At 70.7% G+C, this 22,386-nt stretch carries 28 protein-coding genes; 9 read left to right on the forward strand and 19 right to left on the reverse strand.

The window, feature by feature from the left end:
* Positions 1–3: 3 nt before the first annotated feature.
* Entirely contained in the window at positions 4–1,518 is a 1,515-nt protein-coding gene (locus tag G531_RS0113255) for a gluconokinase (protein WP_035758915.1), read from the reverse strand.
* A 97-nt stretch (positions 1,519–1,615) separates the two neighbouring features.
* Here G531_RS0113255 and G531_RS22490 point away from each other — a divergent pair, with 97 nt between their 5' ends.
* Together G531_RS22490 and G531_RS0113265 are read left to right on the forward strand one after the other, a co-directional pair.
* Positions 1,616–2,143 carry an NUDIX domain-containing protein gene (locus G531_RS22490; RefSeq protein WP_051215470.1) on the forward strand — a complete coding sequence of 176 codons (528 nt, stop codon included), beginning with the start codon at positions 1,616–1,618 and terminating at the stop codon, positions 2,141–2,143.
* 13 nt (positions 2,144–2,156) lie between these two features.
* A complete protein-coding gene (locus tag G531_RS0113265; RefSeq protein WP_035758920.1) occupies positions 2,157–2,456 on the forward strand; it encodes a GNAT family N-acetyltransferase in 300 nt (99 codons plus the stop codon).
* A gap of 13 nt (positions 2,457–2,469) precedes the next feature.
* Here G531_RS0113265 and G531_RS0113270 read toward each other — a convergent pair whose 3' ends face one another.
* Positions 2,470–3,216, reverse strand: a complete 747-nt coding sequence (locus tag G531_RS0113270; protein WP_026927634.1) for a DUF6882 domain-containing protein — start codon at positions 3,214–3,216, stop codon at positions 2,470–2,472.
* A gap of 86 nt (positions 3,217–3,302) precedes the next feature.
* Here G531_RS0113270 and G531_RS22495 point away from each other — a divergent pair, with 86 nt between their 5' ends.
* Complete coding sequence (locus G531_RS22495; protein WP_051215471.1) at positions 3,303–3,959, forward strand: LON peptidase substrate-binding domain-containing protein; 657 nt, start codon at positions 3,303–3,305, stop codon at positions 3,957–3,959.
* Here G531_RS22495 and G531_RS0113280 read toward each other — a convergent pair.
* The 6 genes from G531_RS0113280 to G531_RS0113305 are packed head-to-tail and all read right to left on the reverse strand — an operon-like array spanning position 3,956 to position 8,159.
* On the reverse strand, positions 3,956–4,600 hold the full coding sequence (locus G531_RS0113280; RefSeq protein ID WP_026927635.1) for an NUDIX hydrolase: 645 nt from the start codon (positions 4,598–4,600) through the stop codon (positions 3,956–3,958). The genes G531_RS22495 and G531_RS0113280 overlap by 4 nt on opposite strands.
* On the reverse strand, positions 4,597–5,145 hold the full coding sequence (locus G531_RS0113285; RefSeq protein WP_026927636.1) for a hypothetical protein: 549 nt from the start codon (positions 5,143–5,145) through the stop codon (positions 4,597–4,599). The genes G531_RS0113280 and G531_RS0113285 overlap by 4 nt, the downstream gene beginning before the upstream one ends.
* 32 nt (positions 5,146–5,177) lie before the next feature.
* Entirely contained in the window at positions 5,178–6,134 is a 957-nt protein-coding gene (locus G531_RS0113290; RefSeq protein WP_026927637.1) for a hypothetical protein, read from the reverse strand.
* Positions 6,131–6,850, reverse strand: coding sequence for a hypothetical protein (locus G531_RS0113295; RefSeq protein ID WP_026927638.1), 720 nt, complete (start codon positions 6,848–6,850; stop codon positions 6,131–6,133). The genes G531_RS0113290 and G531_RS0113295 overlap by 4 nt, the downstream gene beginning before the upstream one ends.
* 30 nt (positions 6,851–6,880) lie before the next feature.
* A complete protein-coding gene (locus G531_RS24725) occupies positions 6,881–7,573 on the reverse strand; it encodes a DivIVA domain-containing protein (protein ID WP_051215472.1) in 693 nt (230 codons plus the stop codon).
* A gap of 1 nt (position 7,574) precedes the next feature.
* A complete protein-coding gene (locus tag G531_RS0113305; protein WP_026927639.1) occupies positions 7,575–8,159 on the reverse strand; it encodes a YceI family protein in 585 nt (194 codons plus the stop codon).
* 136 nt (positions 8,160–8,295) lie between these two features.
* Between G531_RS0113305 and G531_RS0113310 the strand changes: the two genes are divergently transcribed.
* The 5 genes from G531_RS0113310 to G531_RS0113330 all read left to right on the forward strand — a co-directional run bounded on the left by G531_RS0113310 (position 8,296) and on the right by G531_RS0113330 (position 13,240).
* Positions 8,296–8,754, forward strand: a complete 459-nt coding sequence (locus G531_RS0113310) for a nitroreductase/quinone reductase family protein (RefSeq protein WP_035758901.1) — start codon at positions 8,296–8,298, stop codon at positions 8,752–8,754.
* A 160-nt stretch (positions 8,755–8,914) separates the two neighbouring features.
* Positions 8,915–10,027: an S-(hydroxymethyl)mycothiol dehydrogenase gene (locus G531_RS0113315; RefSeq protein ID WP_035758902.1), complete on the forward strand. Its 1,113-nt coding sequence runs from the start codon at positions 8,915–8,917 to the stop codon at positions 10,025–10,027.
* Complete coding sequence (locus G531_RS0113320) at positions 10,024–10,662, forward strand: MBL fold metallo-hydrolase (RefSeq protein WP_026927642.1); 639 nt, start codon at positions 10,024–10,026, stop codon at positions 10,660–10,662. Before G531_RS0113315 ends, G531_RS0113320 begins: the two co-directional genes overlap by 4 nt.
* Positions 10,663–11,580: 918 nt before the next feature.
* A complete protein-coding gene (locus G531_RS22505) occupies positions 11,581–12,735 on the forward strand; it encodes a DNA glycosylase AlkZ-like family protein (RefSeq protein ID WP_035758904.1) in 1,155 nt (384 codons plus the stop codon).
* Positions 12,736–12,970: 235 nt separating this feature from the next.
* Complete coding sequence (locus G531_RS0113330) at positions 12,971–13,240, forward strand: DUF2277 domain-containing protein (protein ID WP_026927643.1); 270 nt, start codon at positions 12,971–12,973, stop codon at positions 13,238–13,240.
* Between the two features lie 61 nt (positions 13,241–13,301).
* Here the strand turns inward: G531_RS0113330 and G531_RS0113335 are convergent, their stop codons facing one another.
* The 6 genes from G531_RS0113335 to G531_RS25760 all read right to left on the reverse strand — a co-directional run bounded on the left by G531_RS0113335 (position 13,302) and on the right by G531_RS25760 (position 17,259).
* A complete protein-coding gene (locus G531_RS0113335; protein WP_026927644.1) occupies positions 13,302–13,700 on the reverse strand; it encodes a VOC family protein in 399 nt (132 codons plus the stop codon).
* A gap of 27 nt (positions 13,701–13,727) precedes the next feature.
* On the reverse strand, positions 13,728–14,198 hold the full coding sequence (locus G531_RS0113340) for a VOC family protein (RefSeq protein WP_026927645.1): 471 nt from the start codon (positions 14,196–14,198) through the stop codon (positions 13,728–13,730).
* The gene (locus tag G531_RS0113345) at positions 14,195–14,974 is read right to left on the reverse strand and encodes a VOC family protein (RefSeq protein WP_026927646.1); all 780 of its coding nucleotides are present in this window, start codon (positions 14,972–14,974) and stop codon (positions 14,195–14,197) included. The genes G531_RS0113340 and G531_RS0113345 overlap by 4 nt, the downstream gene beginning before the upstream one ends.
* 126 nt (positions 14,975–15,100) lie before the next feature.
* Entirely contained in the window at positions 15,101–15,817 is a 717-nt protein-coding gene (locus G531_RS0113350) for a DsbA family oxidoreductase (protein WP_211221854.1), read from the reverse strand.
* Between the two features lie 60 nt (positions 15,818–15,877).
* Entirely contained in the window at positions 15,878–16,390 is a 513-nt protein-coding gene (locus tag G531_RS0113355; RefSeq protein ID WP_026927648.1) for a hypothetical protein, read from the reverse strand.
* A gap of 29 nt (positions 16,391–16,419) precedes the next feature.
* The gene (locus G531_RS25760) at positions 16,420–17,259 is read right to left on the reverse strand and encodes a hypothetical protein (RefSeq protein ID WP_051215474.1); all 840 of its coding nucleotides are present in this window, start codon (positions 17,257–17,259) and stop codon (positions 16,420–16,422) included.
* Positions 17,260–17,356: 97 nt separating this feature from the next.
* Between G531_RS25760 and G531_RS22515 the strand changes: the two genes are divergently transcribed.
* Entirely contained in the window at positions 17,357–17,887 is a 531-nt protein-coding gene (locus G531_RS22515; protein WP_174522474.1) for a DUF6328 family protein, read from the forward strand.
* Here G531_RS22515 and G531_RS0113370 read toward each other — a convergent pair.
* The 5 genes from G531_RS0113370 to G531_RS22530 are packed head-to-tail and all read right to left on the reverse strand — an operon-like array spanning position 17,829 to position 22,386.
* Entirely contained in the window at positions 17,829–18,962 is a 1,134-nt protein-coding gene (locus tag G531_RS0113370; RefSeq protein WP_026927649.1) for a glycosyltransferase, read from the reverse strand. The two genes, G531_RS22515 and G531_RS0113370, sit on opposite strands and share 59 nt — an antisense overlap.
* Positions 18,962–19,498 carry a hypothetical protein gene (locus G531_RS26755; RefSeq protein WP_051215475.1) on the reverse strand — a complete coding sequence of 179 codons (537 nt, stop codon included), beginning with the start codon at positions 19,496–19,498 and terminating at the stop codon, positions 18,962–18,964. The genes G531_RS0113370 and G531_RS26755 overlap by 1 nt, the downstream gene beginning before the upstream one ends.
* On the reverse strand, positions 19,495–20,211 hold the full coding sequence (locus tag G531_RS0113380) for a hypothetical protein (protein WP_026927650.1): 717 nt from the start codon (positions 20,209–20,211) through the stop codon (positions 19,495–19,497). Before G531_RS0113380 ends, G531_RS26755 begins: the two co-directional genes overlap by 4 nt.
* Before the next feature lie 4 nt (positions 20,212–20,215).
* Complete coding sequence (locus G531_RS22525) at positions 20,216–21,445, reverse strand: glycosyltransferase (protein WP_051215476.1); 1,230 nt, start codon at positions 21,443–21,445, stop codon at positions 20,216–20,218.
* On the reverse strand, positions 21,442–22,386 hold the full coding sequence (locus G531_RS22530; protein ID WP_051215477.1) for an NAD-dependent epimerase/dehydratase family protein: 945 nt from the start codon (positions 22,384–22,386) through the stop codon (positions 21,442–21,444). Before G531_RS22530 ends, G531_RS22525 begins: the two co-directional genes overlap by 4 nt.

Consider the following 22,386-nt stretch of genomic DNA (forward strand, 5'->3'; position numbering starts at 1 on the left):
CGGTCAGCCGACCGCCGCGGCGTACAGCTTCGCCGACCGCTCGGCGACCCGCTGCCAGTGCGCGCGGTGCGCCGGGTCCGGGATCCGGGCCTCGTGCAGCGGCGGCGGCGCCGGTTTGTACGCCGGGTCGACCACGGCACTGGCCAGCAGGGCGGTCCCGCGCAGGGTCGAGCGTTTGAACGTGGCCGGCAGCACCGGGCGGTCGAGCGCATCGGCGAGCAGCTGGGTCAGCCCCGGCACATCCTGGGACACCCGACCGGCGCAGACCACCCGGGTCACCTCCCCCGCCGCCTGCTCCAGCTGGGCGCCGACCCGGGCGTAACTCGCGATCACGCCCTCCAACACCCCGCGCGTCATGCTGTTCGAGTCGGTGGCCGCGCCGACCCCGTCGAACAGGGCCCGGGCGTTCCCGGCCCACCCGGTCGAGCGCTCGCCGGACAGGAACGGCAGCACCACCGGGGTGGCATCGGAGGCGTCCCATTCGGCGATCGTGGCCAGATCCTGGGTGAGCGCGAAGGTCCCCGTGGCCCAGCTCAGCGCCCGGCCGACATCGTTGAGGGCACCGCCGAGCAGGCACCGGGTGTCGTCGATCCGGTAGCACCACAGCCCGGTCGGCAGCACTTCCGGCATCCGCGGCAGCAGGACCCGCATCGCGCCGGAGGTCGCCATCGAGGTGACGATCGTCGTCGCGTCGACCCCGCCGGAGCCGACATTGGCGGCCAGTCCGTCGGCGATCGGCGCGAACCAGCGGGCCTCCCCCAGCGCGGGCCAGCGCAGCGCCGACTGGCTCAGCAGGCCGAGCAGAGGTTCGTCCCCGATTCCGGACAGCCGTTCCGGGGCGATCCGGGCCAGCTCCAGCATCCGGGCCGACCATTGCCCGGTCCGCCGATCGAGCAGCCCGGTCCACGCGGCGGTCGCGGTCCCGGCGTACGCCCGCCCCAGCCACGCGCGATAGGCGTACTCCCCCAGCGAGATCCACTGCACCGTGCGGGCGAACTCCTCGGGGAAGGCCCGACGCAGCCAGCGGAACCGGGGCGTCAGGTAGGAGGTGTGCAGCCGCGCGCCGGTCAGCTGTTGCACTTCGGCCTCGTCGACCTCGGTCCGCAGTTGGGCCAGGTCGTCGGCGCTGCGGGAGTCGGCGTACGTGAAACACGGGGTGGTGGCCCGGCCCTCGGCGTCGATGCCGACCAGCGAGGTCGCGAAGGTGTCCAGGGCGACCGCGACGATCCGGTCCCGGACCGCCGGGTGGGTCACCACGACGTCGAGGATCTGCGCCAGTTCGGCGGTCACCTGCTCGGCATCGATCGTGGCCGAGCCGTCGGCGCCGACGGTGAAGCTGTGCGGCAGCTTGTGCCGGAAGCCGCGCACCGGGACCCCGCGCAGGTCGTGCAGGCCGCCGCGCGAGGCGGTCGACCCCACATCGAGGGCCATCACCAGCGGGCCCTCGGCCTCGTCGATCGGGACCGCGAACTCCGTCCGGTCGTTCGGCCGGGGTCCGGCCAGCGGACTCTTGCCCATCATTCCCCCTGTTCGGCGGCCGGCATGATCCCCTCAGCGTACGGGCGCCGGTCGGCGGGGTTGCGACCGGGCGGGCCGGACGGGGAAGAATGCGGATATGGCAGTGTATTCAGCAGGGTTGCTGGGCTACCGCGTGGGCCCGGCCGGTCCGGAGGTCTTCATCGCGCACATGGGCGGGCCCTTCTGGGCGCGCAAGCAGCAGCATGCCTGGACGGTCCCGAAGGGGATGTACGACCCCGCTGAGGAGACCCCGGCTGCTGCGGCCGAGCGCGAGTTCGCCGAGGAGATCGGCGTACCGGCACCCGACGGCGACCGACTGGACCTGGGCGAGATCAAACTGTCCGGCGGCAAACGCCTGCGCACGTACGCCGTGGCCGCACCCGATCTGGCCTTCGTGGCGAGCAATACCTTCGAGGTGGAATGGCCGCGCGGGTCGGGCCGGGTCCGGGAGTATCCCGAGGTCGACCGGGCCGAATGGGTCAGTCTGGAAACCGCCGCCGACCGGCTGGTCAAGGGACAGCTCCCGTTGCTGGACCGGCTGCGGACCGCCCTGGCTGCCCGGCCCGGGGACCCGGAGGGCGCGAGTCGGCCGAGCGAGGGTCTGGAAGAATCCCCGGAACCCTGATGTTGTGGATGCCATGAGCCAAAACACCACGCAGACCGATCCCGTCTTCACCCGCAACGAGGCCAAGCATCGGTTCGAGGCGCAGGTCGAGGGGAAGGTCGCCGGGGTCCTGACCTATGTCCACACCGACGGCGTCTTCGATCTGCAGCACACGATCGTGGAGAAGGAATTCGGCGGCCGCGGCATCGCCGGCGGCCTGGTCCGCCACGTCCTGGACGGAATCCGCCAGTCCGGCGAGAAGATCATCCCGACCTGCCCCTACGTCAAGAGCTGGCTGGACAAGCACCCCGACTACGCCGATCTGGTCGCCTGAGCCGGGAGCCGACTCACCCGAACCGGACGTCGGTGTCGCTCACCTGCAGGTGCAGCGCCCGCTCCGGCCCGAAGTGCAGCGTCGCCCGATCGGGCCGGTCGGCATCCAGCCCGGTCAGCGGCAGGCTGTACCACCGGGCGTACGCCCGGATCATCCCGGCCGCCCCGCCCCCGGCGCGGTGCAGGGTCCGGGTGAGCAGGTCGGCGAACCGGTCCGGATCCGGCTGCGCCCACGGCACCGCCTCGTCGTGGATGGACAGGAACGATCTGCCGTCGGCATGGGGCAGGGAGAACAGCGCTTTGGGCCGCAGCAGCGTGAACGCCAGATAGGACACCGGCCAGGTGGCCTCGGGCTGCCCGGGCACCAGCGGGATCGGGAACAGCGGCGTCCGCAGTTGCCAGAACTCATCCTGCCGGGGCGCCTGATCCCGCAGCCAGGTCGCCGCCTCGGTCCAGCCGGCCGTCTCCGAAGTGGCGAAGCCGGGATTCGCCCACGCCCACAGCCAGGTCCGCGACGTGTTCGACACCGACCCGAGCCACTGCACCCGGATCGGGTGCTCGTCGAAGTAGATGACCGGCTCGGTGTCGTCGCTGTGATAACGCTCGAAGGGACCCAACCAGTCGAAGAAGTGCGCCTGCGCCTCATTGACCACCAGGGCATGGTCGCGGGCCACCTCAAGCAGATGTCGATGGTCGGGGTCGGGCCGGGCCGGAGGCTGCGGATCGGTCGGGTCCGGATGGGGCGGGTGCGGATCGAGCATGGGGCCCATCCTTCCCGGTCCCGGGTCACCCGGCGCCCCGATGCCCACACCGACGTGCGGGCGCCGGGATGTGTCACACTCGCCCTGTGTCTGCCGATCGCTACCTGCCGCTGTTTCCGCTGGGGCAGGTGCACTTCCCCGAGGTGCCCCTGCAACTGCGGTTGTTCGAGCCCCGCTATCTGACCCTGTTGGAGGATCTGCTCGCCCTGCCGGAGCCGGAACGCACCTTCGGGGTCGTCGCGATCCGGGTGGGGCAGGAGGTCGGAGATCAACCGACCGATCTGTTCCGGGTCGGGTGTGCGGTCCGGCTGGTCGATGTCGCCGACGGCCTGAATCATGCCCGGATCACCGCGATGGGGCTGTGGCGGTTCCGGATCACCGAGTTCCTCGATGATCCGCAGGTGCCGTACCGGACCGCGTCGGTGGAGCGACTGTCGGATCCGTCCGGCGCACCGGAAGCGGCGTTGCACGAGGCCGCCGCCCAGGTCCGCAATGCGCTGTTCGAGTACGCCGCGGCGATGGGCGGGCGGATCCCCGAGATCGAGGCCGAGCCGGCCCAGCTGGCGTACGCGGTGGCGGGGGCGTTTCCCCTCCCGGTCGCGACGCGGCAGGCGCTGCTGGAGGAGCCGAGCACCTATCGCCGGCTGGTCTCGCTGGTCAAACTGTTGCGCCGGGAGACCGATCTGGTGCACAACACCGGCACCGTGGCGTACCAGCCGCCGCCGGATCAGTCGCTGAACTAACGCCCGCGGCGCATCGTCGCGAGGATGTCGGTCGGCAGCGGCAGCGTCCGCTCGCGGTCCCAGGGCCGGTTCACCCCGGCGGAGCTGAACAGGTGGTCCAGCAGGCCCGCGGTGAACCCCCAGATGAACAGGCCCTCGGCGGCGAACCCGATCGTCTCGCCCCAGTCGCCGCGGACCATGAAGCGGTTGGCCGGATCGAGCAGTTCGGCGACCGGCACCCGGGCCGCCCGGCCCACCTCGATCGGGTCGGGGACCAGCTCGGTCGGCGCCGGCCACCAGCCGACCACCGGGGTGACCGCGTCATCGAGCGGGGTCAGGTAGAGCTGCGGCAGTTCGGCCAGGACGCGCACCCCGGTGACCCCGACCTCTTCCCAGGCCTCCCGCAGCGCGGTGGCGGTGGCGTCGGCATCACCGGGTTCGGTCCCGCCGCCGGGGAAGGCCACCTGGCCCGGCGCCCGGCGCAGGCTGCGGGCGCGTTCGGTCAGCAGCACGTCGACCCCACCGGGCCCTTCGCCGAACAGCATCAGGACCGCCGAGCGGCGGGTGGTCTGCGGGGGTGGCGTGAAATCGGCGAACCAGGCGGGGAACTCCGACCACAGCCGGGCGGGGGCCTGCTCCAGCCAGGCGGGTGGGGTGCTCATGCCCCGCTCGGTCCCCAGTCGCCGGCCAGGATGCGTTGTCGGTAGTCCTCCAGCCAGCTCATCTCCCAGATCGAGCGGCGATGGAGGTAGTCGTCCTTGGCGCGGGTGGCGTCGTCGCGGGTGCCCAGATCGGCCGATTGCAGGAACTCCTCCTGCCGGGCCTGCAGGCCCCGGATGCGTTCGGCGAGCAGGTCGGCGGCCTGCTCGGCGGGGAAGACCGGCAGGAACGGCAGCGCGGTGACGAAGCCCGAGCCGGAGGTCCACGACGCGTCGGTGATCCCCCGGGCGACCCGGCGGCGCAGTTCGGCGGTTCCCGCCTCGGTGATCCGCAGTTGCTCGTCGGCCCCCTGCCCGGCCCGCTGTACCCAGCCGGCGTTCTGCATGGTCAGCAGGTGGGAATAGATCGTGCCCTGCTGGGGGCCGCCGTGCTCGTAGCGGGATCCCGGGCCCAGCAGGACCTGCAGTTCGGCCAGCGTCCGCGGGTGGGCCGCGAGCAGCCCCAGAAACGGGAGGACCAACTCGTTGTCGTGGGCGAACTGCGTCATGTGCCGACTTTAGGCCCGCAGGGTGCCCGGCGCTACGCCGGGTCCTGCTCCCGGACCAGCCCCTCGGCGACCAGCAGATCGCCCGCGGTGTCGATCGTGACGTCCCGGTAGGACCTGCCGTCCGGAGCCCGGCGCCGGGAGAGGTAGGAGCCGTGGCCGAAATGCTTGAACGGGCCGAGCACGTGCTCGGTCACCCGGCCGTCGGCGACCCCGCGCTGCCAGCTGGAGTCCCGTGCCCAGGGCCGGCGTCCGGAGAAGGCGATCGGGGCCAGCGGGATCACCCCGTCCTTGGTCCCGATCAGTTGCCACAGGTGCTGCAGCCGGTCGATCCCCGGGTCGTCGGCGATCACCCCGCCCAGCGCCATCAGGTAGGTCGGGACGCCGGCCGCCGACAGGTACCAGGACGCCCCGGCCGCCATCTGGGCGCCGCCGCTCCAGCCCATGAACACCACCGGAATCTTGCTGCCCGGCTGGTAGCCGGCGCCGAGCAGGCCCTTCCAGACCGTACGCGCCACCCCCGCCGAGAACATCGGCCCGTACCGTCGGTCGGCGGAGACGAGCACCTGGATCACATTGCGCAACGAGACCAGTGCCGACAGGGCGCCGAAGCGCTTGCCCTTCAGGCTGATCAGAAAGCGCCACCACCACGCCGTCCGGCGCCCCTTCAGCAGGCCGCGGTTCTCCATGGCGTACGGGTAGATCTCGGTCACGATGCGCAGGTTGTCCCCGAAGCGCTTCGTGAGGCTGTCCAACAGCGGCAGTTCCGGCTTCGGGATGATGCTCGGTTCGGCGACGCCGACGCCGGAGAAGTAGACCAGGTAGCAGTCGGTCGGATCGCCCGGTTCGGGGGTCAGGCTGCGCCGGTGTTCGATGCTGCGTCGGGTCTGTTCGGGACCGCGCCGGGCCCACCAGCTCAGGGTTTCCAGCGGCGCGGTGAGCAGCATCACGGTCAGGATCCCGAGCAGGGCGACCAGGATTCCCCAGATCATCGCTCGTCCTCCGGCTGCACGACGGTGACGCCGTCGACCACCAGCGGGCCGTCCAGGCGCTGGTCGAGTTCCTCGGGATCATCGCTGACGACCGCGCGCAGCAGAATTTCGCGGGAGTTGTGGTAGAGGTCGCGCCCGGTCACCCGGTACCAGATCACCTCGAGCAGCCGACCGGTCGGGGCCCGGACCAACTGGGTGACCAGGTACGTCACGACCCAGGTGCCCCCCGCCAGCAGGAGCCCGACCACCGCTCCGACGCCGAGGAAGGTCGACACCACCTGCCACAGCAGCACGAAGCTCCACACCTGGGCGAGCCGCCCGAGCCAGGTCCCGATCCAGGGCACCAGTTCGAGGAAATGGAACAGGCGCGGCGCGCTGGCCACCGCCACCAGCCACAGGGCCAGGGCCAGCGACGGAGGCTCGGCGAGGGTCCAGCGGGCGATCAGCCACAGCACCACGGACTCCCCGATGGTGCTGGCCACGGCGTACAGACCGTTCAGCAGGGAACTGATCACCACGCCCGCGCCGTGCACCCGATTGACCGCCAGCACCACCGCGTGGCCGATCAGCGTGGAGGTCGCCACCAGCAGCACCAGGGTGAGTGTGAGGCTCCAGGTCCAATTGTCGTACGCCGGTCGCAGCCCAGCCAGATCGGAGCGCAGCAACCGGTCGATCAACGAACCGAGGTCAGTGAGCCACGTAACAACCTGATTCATGGTCCTCGGTCGGGCTCCTCGTCTCGCCGGTCAGTGCTTCATGGCCTCCCAGGTGGTGGCGCGGTTGTCCTGGTTGGCCAGTTTGCCCAGCAACTGGATCTGCTTCAGCAACTCGGAGACTACCGACTCCAGTTGCTTGTGGGTGACTTTGGCATAGGTGCGTACGTAGTCGATGGAGTCAACGTTGGCGGCCTCGGCCACCAGCATATGGGCCTCGGTCTGCGCATCGGTGACCAGCCGGTCGGCCAGGTTCTGCGCCTGCAGCAGGATCTGCGAGGCCTGCGCGCCGTCGCTGAGGTTGCCGGCGGACGCCACCGGGGCGGGCATCGCGTGCGCCTCGAGCTGCTTCTCCGCCCGGGCGGCATTGCGGCGGGAGACATCGAGTTGGCGGCGCAACTGCTCGTTCTGCGCGCGGAGATCCTGGTTCTCGGCCTGCAGGTCCTCGACCGCGTCGGCGACCTCGGTGAGGTAGTCGGTGACCTCCTCCACGGCGTACCCGCGCATCCGGACCGGGAACTCCATCGTCCGGATCACCTTGGGGCGAATCTGGTCCGACGCCCCTGGCCCGCCGGTCCGGGCGGTGCTCCCGCTGGCGGCACTCGCCCCGGTGGCGGTACTCCCGGCGGTGGCGGCACTCGCTCCGCCGGCCGCGGCCGGCTTGTCGGTGGCGTCCTTCGGAGCGTCCGGCTCCGACTTCTCGCCCAACTTCTGGTTTTCGGCCACCTCAGGCTCCTGCACTCTTGAGCACTTCGTCGATGCTCTGCTCACGTACGGCACTGATGCTGTACTCGATCGTGATCCGCTCAGACACCAGCACACCACCGGTGTCCAGCGGGACATTCCATTTCAGCCCGAAATCCTGCCGATTGATCCGGCGGCTGCCTTCGAAACTGGCCCGCTCCACCTTGCTGAGCGGGTCGTACTGGACGCCCAGAAAGTCCATCGGCAAGGAAATACTGCGGGTGACGTCCCGAATGGTCAGATCCCCCTGAATCAGCAGGGAATCCTCGTCGACCTCATCGACCCCGGTGCTGACGAAGGTCATTTCCGGCCACCGCTGCACATCGAAGAAGTCGGCGCTGCGCAGGTGCTGATCGCGCTGCTCCTGGTTGGTCTCCACGCTGGCCACCCGGACCTTCGCGGTGACCGAGGACGCCGCCACGTCATCGGCATTGGCATCGATGCGAATGTCGAAGTCGGTGAATTTGCCGCGGATTCTGGTCACCACCGCGTGGCGAGCCACGAAGCCGAGCGTGGAATGGGCCGGGTCGGCGATCCAGATTCCCGATAAGGAACTTGCGTACGGCATCGCGGAACTTTCTGTCGAGGGAAGTGACTGCTTGTCCGACGTTACCGTGCCCGACCCCGCGCGGTAAGGGCGGGTCGAACCGGTTCTGGTCGGTTCGCAATGGCCGGTCGCGGCGGAGCATTAGGCTGAGCGAATCATGCCTGTGCCCGCGGTGCTCCGATCGTTGACCCGGCCGTCCCTGCGCGGCCTGATCGTGCGCAGTGATGCGGCGATCGGGCGGCTGAGCGGGTACCGCTGGTCCCTGCTGCGGTTCCTGCCGGGGACGTGTCCGGTGGTGTTGCACCTGACCGGGCGACGCAGCGGCGAAGTGCGGCACACGACACTGTTGGGCGTACGTGAGTCGGACCGGATCTTCCTGGTCGGGTCCAACTGGGGACAGCCGGTGGTCCCGGCGTGGGTGCACAATCTGCGGGCGTCCGGGCCGCGGGTCGAGGCGACCGTACGCGGGCACCGGGGATCGTGGCGGTGGCGGGAACTGGCCGGTGCCGAGCGGGCCCATGCCTGGCAGGCCGTGGTCCGGGAATGGCCGGCCTTCGAGGACTATGCGGTGACCGCGCACCGGCTGATTCCGGTGTTCGGTCTCGAGCCCGAATGACAGGCAGGCGTCGTTCGTTTCCAGAATCGGGCGTTTTCGGGCGTTTCGGCGCAACCGATGCTGGCTGCCTGTCACCTGCGGGAGGCAAGCATGCTGGTCCGTCTCGCGGGTCGCCAGTAGGGTCGGACCGACAGCGAGAGAACTCACAGCGGAGGCATCCATGGGTGTACACGAAGTCCAGGCAGTGGTCGTCAAGGCGAAGGACGCCCCGGCAACTGTGGAGACGATTCTGGTGCCGGACCCCGGGCCCGGGGAGGCCCTGGTCGATGTGATCACCTGCGGCGTGTGCCAGACCGATCATCACTACCAGGTCGGCGGTGTCGGCGATGACTTCCCGTTCCTGCTGGGGCACGAGGCCTCCGGCGTAGTGGCTGCCGTCGGCGAGGGTGTCACCGAGGTCGCGGTCGGCGATCGGGTGATCCTGAACTGGCGCGCGGTCTGCGGGAACTGCCGCGCCTGCCGCCGCGGGGAGCCGTGGTACTGCTTCGCGACCTTCAACGCGACCCAGAAGATGACCCTGGCCGACGGGACCCCGCTGTCGCCGGCGTTGGGGATCGGCGCCTTCGCCGAGAAGACCCTGGTCGCGGCCGGGCAGTGCACCAAGATCGAGGGCGACCTCGCCCCCGAGCAGTACGCCGCGGTCGGCCTGCTCGGGTGTGGCGTGATGGCCGGGATCGGCGCGGTGCTGAACACCGGGGCGCTCAAGCGTGGCGAGTCGGTCGCGGTGATCGGCTGCGGCGGCGTCGGTACCGCCGCGATCGCCGGCGCGCAGCTGGCCGGGGCGACCACGATCATTGCGGTCGACCTGGATGACGAGAAGCTGGAGACCGCGAAGAAGTTCGGGGCCACGCACACGGTGAACTCGAAGAATGTCGATGCCGTCGAGGCGATCCAGGAACTGACCGGTGGCTTCGGCGCCGACCTGGTGGTCGACGCGGTCGGGATCGCGCCGACCTTCGCCCAGGCGTTCCGGGCCCGGGATCTGGCCGGCCGGGTGGTCCTGGTCGGCGTACCGGATCCGGGCACCACCTGGGAGATCCCGCTGGACGAGGTGTTCGGCCGCGGCGGCTCGATCAAGTCCGCCTGGTACGGGGACACCCTGCCCAGCCGGGACTTCCCGATGCTGGTCGAGCAGTACCGGCTGGGCCGGCTCGACCTGGACGGCTTCGTCTCCGAGCGGATCGGTCTGGGGGATGTCGAGGAGGCCTTCACCAAGATGAAGGAAGGCAAGGTCCTGCGTTCGGTCGTCGAGATCAACGAGGTGCCGGCGTGAGCGTACGCATCGACAAGATCGTGACCAGTGGGACCTTCTCGCTGGACGGGGGTACCTGGGAGGTCGACAACAACGTCTACGTGATCGGCGATGACCGGACCTGCCTGATCATCGATCCGGCGCACGATCCGCAGGCGGTCGCCGACCTGGTCGGTGGTCGCGAGGTGTCGGCGATCGTGCTGACCCACGGTCACGACGATCACATTCGGGAGTCCCTGGCCACCCAGCGGCTGGTCGGTGGGAAGACCTACCTGAACCCGGTCGACACCATGCTCTGGCAGGCCGTGCACGGGGATGCGAAGTTCGACGAGGACCTGCACCCCGGGGACAAGTTCACTGTCGGCGACGTAACTCTGGAGGCGGTCTCGACGCCGGGCCACTCACCGGGGTCGATGTGTCTGATCGCGCCGCAGCTGGGCGAGCACGGGGTGGTCTTCTCCGGGGACACGCTGTTCTCCGGCGGCCCGGGCGCGACGGGGCGGTCGTACTCGGACTTTCCGACGATCATCGCGTCGATCAAGGAGAAGCTGTTCCCGTTGCCCGATGAGACCGTGGTGCTGACCGGGCACGGCGACTCGACCACGATCGGTGCCGAGCGGCCGCATCTGCAGGAATGGATCGACCGGGGCCACTGAGGGATCCGTCGGCAGGCTCGTAGCTCGGCGCCCGGGTCGCGTCGGTGGGTTGACGGATGCGTTCGGGTCGAGGCGGCCGGCCCGGGTCGGCGCGCCGGTTTGAGCCTGGTTGGCGTGCCGGGGCCAGGTTGGGTCGGGTGCCTGGCCGGGTGGCGTGCCGGGCCAGGTCGGGTCGGCGCGCCGGGCCGGGTGGCGTAGCGGGCTCCGGTCACGATGGCCGGACCCGCCACCACCGGGGCAGCGAGCGAGGGTTCGTGGCGGGGAGCGAGCACTGCTGCCCTCGCTCCCCGGGCTGGGGCTTCGCTCCAGGGACGGACCCTTCGCTGCCCACCCACGAGTCCTCGCCGCTCGTGCCTGAACCGTCGCTCCCCGGTAAGACACCCGCGGCTTCCCTCGCCCCATGGCCTACTGCGGGTGCTGCCCGGCACATTTCCCTCGCCCCCCCCGCCACGACGCCGATCCAGGACCTGCACCACGGCAACGAGCGAGGATTCATGGCGGGGAGCGAGCACCGCTGCCTTCGCTCCCCGGGCTGGGGCTTCGCTGCTTGGACGGCCCCTTCGCCGCCCACCCACATGTCCTCGCTGCTCGGGCCTGAACCGTCGCTCCCCGGTGAGACACCCACGGCTTCCCTCGCCCCACGGCCCGCCGCCGGTGCTGCCCGGCGCCCTCCCTACGCCCCATGGCCTACTGCGGGTGCTGCCCGGCACAGTTCCCTCGCTGCCCCACCGAATTCCCAGGGCCACGGCCAGGCCTCGGTCCCCGGTCACGCTCCGCCGTCCGTCGCCCACCGGAGGTGGCTCAGCGGACTCATCTGCGGTCCGATTCTGTCCCCAGATCGCAGAAATCAGCGGATTCGACCCCTGTACCCCGAAGTAGAGTCACTATCGGCACACACCGAAGCATCGAGGTGGATCCATGCACGTGAACCGTGAGCAAGTCCTTCGCTATCGCTGGCAGCGCCAACAGTTGGACACCCCCGAGACCGACACCGCGGCACGCAGCGTGGACAGCCTCGCCGTGCTCGATCTGGGCATCCAGCACGGCCAGGGCAACGCTGGACGGGTCGCGCTGCTGAACCGGGGAATCTCCGTTTGCGACGCGGTCGAGGTCACCGATGACTTTTCCGACCCCCTGGCGCTGGTGTGGGGCATCCGTGGCGGACCGCATTTCTACCGCCGGGCCGATCTGGCCGAGGTCGAGCAGGCGCTGTGCCCGGTGTCCGAGCGCGACGCGGAACGCCGGTCCGCCGGAGCGGCCAAGAAGGTGCAGCAGATGCTCACCGGCTGGGCCGACATGGCCGCGGCGATGTGGACGGCGTGCGCCGACCCGGCTGGCAAGGGCGTCGTCTCCGGCCGGCTGCACCAGGTCCTGCGCGACGAACTCCAGGTGGACTGCCGTCCCTGCGGGGTGGTCCATCCGCACGAGCAACTGTTCCGGCTGTCCGCCCTGCACGGCGGTATCGAACTGGAACCAGGCACTAACCCGCCGGTACTGCGTCGGATCCCCGGCTGGACCCCGACCCCCTGGGCCACCGGATCGGGCTCGGCCGGCGATCCGGCCGCGGTCCCGCCGCGCTATCAGATCGCTCGGGCCTACCTGCGCCTACTCGGTCCCGCCACCCCGAAAGACCTGTCCGGTTACCTCGACACAACGGTGACCGAGGCGAAGACGCTGTGGCCGAGCGACGCAATCGAGGTGGACCGGGCCGGGGAGAAGGCCTGGATCCTGCCCGAGGACGCGGACACCCTGGCACAGGCGCAGCCGGCCGACCCGGAGCGGGTCCTGCTGCTCAATGGCTTCGACCTGTTTCTGGCCGCCAAGGATCGGCATCTGCTGGCGGACGCGTCCCGGCACAAAGAACTCTGGCCGGTCCTGGGCCGTCCGGGCGCGCTCGTGGCCGAAGGAGAACTGCTGGGAACGTGGCGTCCGAAGAGTTCGGGTAAGAAACTGTCCATCCGGGCCGACTGGTGGATCAGGCCGACCGCGCAGAACCTCGCCACCGCCGAGGCGGCCGCGGAAAGGCTGGCCGAAGCGGGCGGACAACAGTTCGCCGGCCTGGTCGCGCCCTGAGTGCCCGGGCGGTCGCGAGTAGAGCCGGGCCGGTCACTCCCCGAGCAGAGCCTGGCCGGACGCTCGCCGAGCAGAGCCGGGCCGGTCGCACCCCGAGTGCCCGGGCCGGGTCGCCCCCCGCGCTCGGTCCCACTGCCCCGCGCTCGGCCCCACTGCCCCGCGCGTGGCCCCATTGCGCAGGGCCCGGCCCGGACCGCTGGTGGCAGACTGGGAAGACCCCCGAAGGAGTCGCCCCATGTGCCGCAATATCCGCCCGTTGTTCAACTTCGAGCCGCCCGCCACCGAGGATGAGGCCCGAGCCGCCGCACTCCAGTACGTACGCAAGGTCTCCGGCTACACGAAACCCTCACAGGCCAATCAGGAGGCCTTCGACCGCGCCGTCGACGAGGTCGCCGCGGCCACCGTGGCGTTGTTGTCCTCGCTGACCACCACCGCGCCGCCGAAGGACCGGGAGGTCGAGGCGGAGAAGGCCCGCGCCCGCAGCGCGGGCCGCTACGCCTCCTGAGCCGCCGGCTCAGTCACCCAACCGGCTCAGTCACCCAACCGTCTCAGTCACCCAATCCTGATCAGGCCCCCGGGGTATCCATCCCTCCGGGAGCCGGGGTGAGCAATCCGACGACATTTCCGTCCGGGTCCTGGATGTACGCCAACCGACCCACCCCCGGCACATCGGCCGGCGGGATAGCTTCTGCTGCCCCGTCGGCGAGGGCGGCGGCGTACGACTCATCGACGTTGTCGACCGGAACCACGATGGTGGCCGCATTCAGCGGGGAGCCCGGCTCGGGCGGATCGCCCTGCCGTTGCGCCAGCCCTCCGTTGATGCCGTCCCCGGTCGTACCGGTGATGATGGCCCAATAGGGATTGTCCCCGAACTGAGCGAACTCCCAACCGAGCAGCTTGGTGTAGAAGTCGATCAGCACCTGCGGCTGCGAGGCATGAAGCTCGAAATGAACAACGCGTGACATGCGATGCCCCCTGACTGGGTGATGGGTTCAGGCCGCCGCGACGGCGGCTTCGATGTCGGCCAGCACGATCCGGGTCTGCTTGAGCATGGCATCCATGCCCGCCTTGGCCCGGGCCGGATCCGGATCCGCCAGCAGGTCGTTCAGCCGGTCCGGCACGATCTGCCAGGACAGCCCGAACTGATCCTTGAGCCAGCCGCACTGCTGCTCGACCGCTCCGGCGGCCAGGAAGGCGTCCCAGATCCGGTCGGTCTCGGCCTGATCGTCGGTGTGCACCTCGATCGAGGCGGCCTCGGACAGGGTGAACACCGGACCACCGTTCAACGCGGTGAACCGCTGCCCGGCCAGCTCGAAGATCACCAACAGCACCGGTCCGGCGCCCGTGCCGTCCGGGGTGCGCACCTTCTCCAGCACGGTGAGCTCGTCGAAGATCCCCGCGTAGAAGTCCACCGCCGGTTCGGCCCGGTCATCGAACCACAGGCAGGTGGCCGCACGTTTCATGCGCTCGGGTCCTGATTGATCTGGAACTGGGCCCCCTGCGGATCGGCGACGGTCGCGAAGCGGCCGAACGGCGAGTCGGCGGGCCCGTCGAGCACCTGGCCGCCCTTGGCCCGGAACTGCGCGGCGGTCTCATCGGCATTGACCACCCCGAGGTAGTAGCGCCAGTAGGAGGTCGTCCCGGCCGGCAGGAACCCGGAGGCATCACAGATCCCGGCGACCGCATCATTGCCGGCACCGAAGGTCGAGTAGCGGAAGTTGTCGTCGCCGTCGCTGGGCATCGCGCTCAGTTCCCAGCCGAACACCTGCTGGTAGAAGTCCACCGAGGCGTCGAAATCGGTGCTCATGATCTCGAACCAGACCGGGGAGCCGGGCTGGAGGGTGAACTCGGTCCCACTGAAGGTGCCGTCCTGCCAGGCCCCGACCATGGCTCCGGTGGCATCGAGATAGATGGCCATCGAACCCATGTCGCCCACCGGCATCGGCTCGAAGAGGACCTGGCCGCCGTGGGTGCGCACCAGTTCGGTGGTCGCGGCGATGTCGGCGACCTTCAGGTAGACGCCCCAGGCCGGCGGCTGGTCGGCGGTTTCGGGGTTGGCCGTCATGTCCATCAGGCCGCCGACCGGCGCCCCCTCGGACAGGATGATGTTGTAGTGGCCGAACTCCTCGCCGGTGTCCTGGTAGGTCCAGCCGAAGAGGTCGGTGTAGAACTGTTTGGCCCCGGCCAGATCGTTGGTTCCCAGGTCGATCCAGGTGGGTGCGCCATTACGAGTGGACATGTCTGTCTCCTATCGGAGTGGCCGTGTGATCACGACCACAATCCAGCCTAGATCCGGCCGCTGACAGAAATTGCCGGGGCCCGCCCCGAAATCGGAGCGGGCCCCAGGAGAGCGTCGGGGAGCGGGTCAGCAGCCGTCCGGGCCACAGGCCTCACCGGCCGGACCGTCCAGCGTGATCAGGGCCGGCTTCGCCGGGCTGATCTCGGCCCAGACCTTGTTCAGCGCCTGGCCGAACAGCTCACTGGGCTGCGCGCCGGAGACGCCGTACTTGTTCTGCAGTACGAAGAACGGCACCCCGGTCACCCCGAGCTGCCGGGCGTTCTGCAGGTCGCTCTGGAAGGCGGTCACCAGGGCGGGATCGTCCAACGCGGCCAGCACCTGGTCGCGGGACAGGCCTACCTCCGCGCCGAGACCGACCAGGACCTCCGGATCGGAGATCACCGCGCCGTCGACGAAGTGGGCCCGGAACAGGGCGTCCTTGAGTGCGTTCGCGTCGACTCCGTCGGTCCGCTTGGCCAGTTGCAGCACCAGGTGGGCCCGGGTGGAGTTCGCCGGGCGTACCTTCTCGAAGTCCATCGCGAGGCCCTCGGCCCGCGCGTTCTCCTCGACCACCGCGGTCAGCTGGCGCACCTGCTCGGCCGGCATCCCCTTGGCCTGCGCCAGGTAGTCCCGCTCGGTGCCGTCGAAGGCCTCCGGGAGCGAGGGGTCCAGCAGGTAGGAGTGCCAGGTCACGGTGACCTCGTCGGCGTGCTCGAATTCGGCCAGCGCCTTCTCGAAGCGGGCCTTGCCGATGTAGCACCAGGGGCACGCCACGTCGGACCAGATATCGACATTCAAAGCCATGGAAACCTCATTCGCGAGAGTGATCGTTGCTGCAACACCCCGCGCGGGAGTTTTCTTCCGTCAGGGCGCGTCGGGCCGCAGTCGGTCGCCGAGCAGGTCGATCGACTTGTCCTCCACGTACGCCGCCGGCGCCACGATCAGTTGCAGGATGATCGGCAATTCCGGGTCGCCCTGCCCACTGAGCAGGATCACCCGACGCTGCGCCACCGGCCACACATCGGCACAGTCGAGGTTCTCCGCCATCAGCACCACATCCAGCGCCGAGCCGTGCGTGATGTCCTCGGTCTGGTTGTGCCGCTGCGGATCACCGAAGCGATCGCACAGGCCCCGCTCGATCTCGGTGATCCGCGGGTCGGTCCGATCCCACCAGTCGGCGGCCGAACCGGGCCCGGAGTCCGGCGCGTCCCAGAACTCGTCGCTGCGGATCAGCTCGACCACATGTCGCGGCGGATCGATCTCCGAGACCACCGCGATCCCGTCGACCTCGGCTTCCGCCTCGACCCAGTCCGCCGCCAGCAGCGTGTCGAGCAGGGTCACCACGGTCTGGGCCGGAACCTCCACGAACGTCCCCATCCGCACCTCCTGTATCCGGTCCGGCCCCCTCAGCCCTGGGACCCGGAGAAACGATGCGCCGCCCGCCAGGCCTGGTCGTCCAGGGGGCGCCGTAGGGGCACCACGATATGCCGATCCCCCAGATGTCGATACTGCCGCAGCGACGCCGTCCCGCCCGCGGTCACCACGCCGGCGACCTCGGGTCGATCCGCCAGCGGCGCCGCCGGGATCACCTGCAGCCACGCATGGACGCCGGGCAGCCGCAGGCCCTCCCCCGGTGCGATGATCACGATCGGGCCCGAGGCGTACGCCCGGGCGACCGCGACCAACTGGGCCACCTCCTGCAACGGCCCACTGTGGATCACCAGCCAGACCCCCTCGGGCAGGTCGACCGCGGCGGCCGGGCCGGGGTCCAGCGGCGGATCGCTCAGCGCCAACGGTTCGAGCACCCCGGAGTCGGCCGCCAGCCAGGCCCGGTGGGCGGGTTCGAGCTCCTCAGTCACCCAGACCGTGTCGTAGCGCGGCGGGTGGATCGTGAGCCGGCGTACGTAGGAATCCCAGCGCAGCCGACGGGCCAGATGACGCAGCGGTCGGTCCTCGAACAGGTCGTCGGTGAGTTCGCCCAGCACCCCGACCGGGAAGGCGTCCACCCACACCTCATCGGGCGCCTGCTCGGCCAGCAGGTCGCGCACCCAGGCGCGCAGCTCGGCCCGCGACCGCACCGCGGCGGGCGGGGAGATCAGCGAACAGCCCGGCGCCAGGGCCTCCGGCAGGTGCGGATCCGACACCACCACCAGCGTGGGCGCGGTCACCTGCAGGGTCCAGCGGGCCGCGGCCACCCGGCTCGCGTGCCCGTACCCGCCGCCCATGGCAAGTGCCAGCAGGCTCATCGGCGGTCCGTTCTCATCACTTCATCATGACTGAGCGAGCCAAGTTCCGGAGCCGTTTCGCTCAGTTGCCCGCTGTGCGCAGTGGCAGGATGGCGCTGTGGAGGAGTTGCAGCGAGGGCGCTACGAGACCCCGGAGATGCGCGCGGACCGGAACTTCAACGACATTCTGCAGGAACTGCGCGTCGTGCTCACCGGGACGCAGCTGACCTCCGGATTCCTGCTGGCGGTGGCTTTTCAGTCCGGGTTCGGGCGGCTGACCTCTGTCCAGGTCGTCCATTATCTGGTGCTGGTCGCGCTGGCCGGGACCGCCACCCTGCTGGGCATGACGCCGGTGCTCGTGCACCGGCTGCACTTCGCCAAGCGGATGAAGCCCGACGTGGTCCGGGTGGGGAACCACTTTCTGGTCGCGGCTCTGGTCGCGGTGTCCATGCTGGTCGCCGGCGTGACCGGGTTCATCTTCGAGGTGGTGGTCTCCGCCACCGCCGGGATCTGGGCCCTGTCGCTCAGTACCGCCGCGGTGCTGGCGCTGTGGTTACTGGCGTGGCGGTTGCGCGCCCACGCGGAGCCGCTCAGCGGGCCGTCTCGGCCAGCAGGCGACGATACTGCGCGGTCTCCCGGTCCGGAGTGAACTCCGTGGCCACCACGGCCCGGGCCTGCTCCCCCAGCCGGGCCAACTCGGCGGGGTCGGCGTCGGCCGCCGCGGTCAGGGCCCGGGCGCAGGCATCCCAGTCGCCGGCGGGGAAGGCGTACGCGATCGCCCCGGCCCGGTCCAGATCTCGCAGACCACCGGCATCGGAGGCGAGCAGTGGCCGCCCGAGCGCCGCCGCCTCGAGAGCCACATTGGGCAGCCCGTCATGCAACGAGGGCAGCGCGATCAGGTCGCACGCGGCGTACACCCAGGCGAGTTCGAAGCGGTCCAGGAACTCCAGCCGGGACCAGGTCAGCCCCGGATCCTCGTTCAGCCACTCCTCGATCGCCGGGTCCAGGTCGCCGACCAGCAGGATGTGGAATTCCTCCCGGGCCGGGGAATCGACCAGGGCGCGGAGCAGATCCAGCACGCCCTTCTTCGGTTTCAGTTGGCCGATCAGCCCCAGCACCCGCCGGCCGACGGGCACGTGTGCGGCCCGCCAGGCCCGGGCCCGCGCCCGGTCGGAGGCCACCAGGGTCCAGTCGGCGGTGTCGATGCTGTTGGCGATGTACTCCACCCGGGTGCCGGGCAGCAGGGCCCGGGCCTGCTCCGCGGTCCGGCCGGCGACCGTCGCGACCGCGGCCGAGGCGCGCAGCGCGTCGAACAGGGCCGCCCGCCGGCGCAGCGAGAAGACCCCCTGGTCGAAGTCGACGCCGCGCAGCAGCGTCAGCAGCGGCACGTCGAGCCAGGCCGCACAGATCGGGGCGGCGACGATCGCCCAGGTGCCGCCGAAGGCCACCAGATGGGTGTACGCCGGTTCGGCCCGGGCGCTCAGCCGCTCCACCTCCAGCCAGGCGGTCGCCAGCCCGTGTTCGGGATCCGCACCGAGCGGGCAGATCAGGGTCGAACCACCCAGCCCCGTGCTCAGCTGCGGTCCGGGCCCCTCGCGGGTGAACTGCACGACATCGACCGGGTCCCCGGCCGCCCGCAGGCCGCGGGTGATCCGATCACTGGAGTGGGCCATCCCGCCGCGGGAGGGTGGATGATGCTCGGTGAGCCACAGAATCCGGCGCATCAGCTGTCGAAGATTCCGTAGGAGTCGTCGTCCTCGTCGTAGTCCGCGGCGTAGTAGTGGGCACCACCGCCGCCGAATCCGCCCCCGCGCCCGGCGGCGAAGCGATACCGGTCGTAGCGGTCGAAGGCCCACCAGATCCCGGGATCCTGCAGCTCGCGGCCGGCGTCCTCGCGGTAGCGGCGACGGTACTGCAGCGCCCAGCTCCGGTCGGTGGGTTCGCTGTGCTGGCCGGCCAGCACGAAGCATTCCGGGCACAGGACGCCGCCGGGGCCGGAGATCGCGTGCAGGGCGCAGACCCGCCGGCCGCAGTTGGCGCACTGGTCGACCCCGAAGCTCGTGCACCGCGACAGCAGATAGAAGCCGGTGGTCACCTGGCAGGCCTGCTCCGCCGGGACGGCCGGCTCCGGTTGGCCCGACGGCTGCCCGTACCCCGGCTGCTGCCCGTACCCCGGCTGCCCGTACGCCGGCTGCCCACTCGGCCCGGGCTCGGAACCGTGCGGGGAATGCTCCCAGTCCGGGGGATACTGCCCACTCATCGCGGCACCGCCGTGGCCCGCGCGGTCGGCGACCAGCGGAAAGCCTCGGTCAGCACGTGCAGGATGAGGTTCACACTCGGCATCTCGTCCCCGGTGGTCTTCGTGTCGGCCCTGATCTCGTAGCGGTCCCCCGGATTCACGGCCACGCTCAGCCAGTTCGGGGACGGGGTGGGGGGCCGCACCGGCTCGACCCCGCGCGGCAGGCGCAGCGCCACCTGGAGCAGGTGGTACGCCTTGTCCTTCGACTTGAACTTGGTCTTGTGGCTCACCGAGCCCCGCTGTCGCCAGGTCAGTCGCCGGGTCCGGCGTACGATCCGGATGCGCAGCCGGGACCCGTCGCGCAGCCGGGCCTCGGCCTGGATCGGGATCTGGACCATCCAGGCGATCTTGATCCCGCGGCGATGGTGATGGTCCGGCAGCGGCATTCCGGGGCCGAAGACCAGGTCGAGGCGATCGTCGACCAGCAGCGCGACCGGTGCCTCCGGGCGGGCATCGGCGAGGATCACCCGGAGCAGCGGCAGCGCGACGGCGAGAAACGGGCCGGGCAGGGCGTACTTGCGCTTGCCGCCGGTGACCGCCTGGTGCTGGGCGATCGAAGCGAGCAGATACTCCCAGTCGTGCGGCAGTTGCGCGTACCCGAGTGTGCGCTCCAGCACCAGATCCCGGTGCAGCGGCGGCAGCGCCTGCACCTTCTTCTTGGTCGCGGAGAACATGGGCTTATCGTAGAGCCAGCGCGGGGTGATCCGGGGCGGGGGCGGTGAGTCCGTCCCAGACCGTACGCAGGGTCGCATCGGCGCGGTCCCAGGTGAACCGCTCCGCGGCGCGGCGGCGGCCCGCCTCGCCGAGAGCGCGGCGGTGCGCAGGGTCGTCGAGCAGCACCCGCAGGGCCCGGGCGAGTTGGGCGGGCCGGTCCGGGGGGACCAGTTTCGCGGTGGTGTCGTCGACCAGTTCGCGTACGCAGGGCAGGTCGCTGGCCACCACCGGGGTTCCGGCGGCCATCGACTCGACCACCTTGAGCGGGCAGCAGCCCTGTTCCACGTTGCGGGCGACATCGGCCAGCGGCGCGACCGACGCTTCGGCGTGCGCCAGCCAGCCCGCGATCAGGTCATGGGGCTGTTCGTACACCCAGTGCACCCGGTCGGCGATGCCCAGCCGGTGGGTGAACCGGACCCAGTCCTTGGCCCGGCGCCGCGGCCACGAGGAACACACCACCAGGTCGACGTCGAGGTCGGTCAGCCGGGCCATCGCCCGCAGCAGGGTGCCGAACCCCTGCCAGCGCTGCAGCGCGCCGACGTAGACCAGGTAGCGCCGGGGCGCCCCGGGTGGGCGTTCGGTCGCGCCGACGGGGTCGGCGCCGTTGGGGACCACCGTGACCCGATTCGGGTCGGCGCCCTTGCGAATCGCGCAGGCGGCGATGGTGGCCGACGGGGTGACCACGGCATCGGCGCCGGCCAGGCAGGCGTCCTCGATCCGGGCGATCTGGGCCAGGGTGTCGGCGGGGACCCCCGGCCAGGCCATCGGCAGTTCGATCGAGGGGAACCCGTTGGCCTCGTAGACCACCCGATGCCGGCGCCGCGGGTCGGCCAGCGCCGGTGCCGCGCTCCACGGATCGCGGACCTGGACCACCTGGAGGGTGTCGCGGTGCCGGCGCAGGGTGTCATCGACGAAACAGGCGAAGGCATCGGCGCGGTCCAGCAGGTTCGGGATGGGTTCGACGAACCGGATGATGTCGAAGCCGGGCTCGCGTTGGGCGATCGGCAGCAGACCGCCGCCCAGGCACGCCAGCAGGCCCGAGCCGAAGTGCTCGAACAGGGCACCGGCGGAGCGGCCGATGTGGACCGCGGAGCCCTTCGGCCCGGGGAACCGGTCGAAGGCGACGAACGCGGCCGCCGGGGCCGCGGCGGACCGCGCGTCCCGAGCGGTCCGGAGGTCGGGACCGCCGGTCACTGCCCCACCGCCGGAGCCCGTACGCCGGTCAGCCCCGCTGCCGCCGCCTGGGCGGCGATCCCCTCGGCCAGGCCGACCCGCGGGGTCCAACCCAGCACTTGGGCGGCCCGGCTCAGATCGGCCGCGGTCCGGGCGACGTCCCCCTCGGCCGGGGCCCGCGCGACGATCTCGAGCGGATACCGCAGGGTCTCCGCGATCAGGGCGGCCACCTCGGCGACGGTGACCGCCTCGGTACCGGCGACGTTGCACACCCCGCCGTCGATGCCGGGGCGGGTCAGCGCGGCGGTGGTGGCCGCGACCACGTCGTCGACATAGGTGTAGGCCCGGGTCTGCGAGCCGTCCCCGTACACCTCCAGCGGTCGACCGGCCCCGGCCGCGGCGAGGAATCGCGCGATCGCCATGTCGGGGCGCTGCCCGGGCCCGTAGACGGTGAAGTAGCGCAGGATCACCGCCTCCAACCCGCGGCTGTGCCGGTACGCCTGCACCGCAGCCTCGGCGGCGACCTTGCTGGCGCCGTAGGGACTGTGCGGCTGTTGAGGCGCGTCCTCGCCGACCAGGCCGCTGGCCACGGTCCCGTACACCGACGAGCTCGACGCCAGCACCAGCCGGGCCCGGCCCGCGGCCGCCTCGGCGAGGCGCCCGGTGGCGGTCACGTTGTCCCGGACGGCGGTCGCCCAGCCCGTCCCGAAGCTCGACCGTACGCCGGTCGCCCCGGCCAGATGGGCGACGGCGTCGATCCCGTTCAGCCACGGGTCGAGGGGATCCCGGGCGAGGTCGACGACATGGCCGCCGAGGCGTCCGAGTCTGCGGCGGCGTACCTCGAGGGTGCCGGGGTCACCGCGCAGGGCATCCAGCGCGGTGACCCGGTGTCCGGCGCGGCGCAGGGCCGCGGTCAGCCGGTGGCCGATGAATCCGGCGGCCCCGGTGACCAGGATCCGCAA

Origin of the sequence: Granulicoccus phenolivorans DSM 17626 = NBRC 107789 = JCM 15570, assembly GCF_000423085.1 — a bacterium.
Taxonomy (GTDB): Bacteria; Actinomycetota; Actinomycetes; order Propionibacteriales; family Propionibacteriaceae; genus Granulicoccus; species Granulicoccus phenolivorans.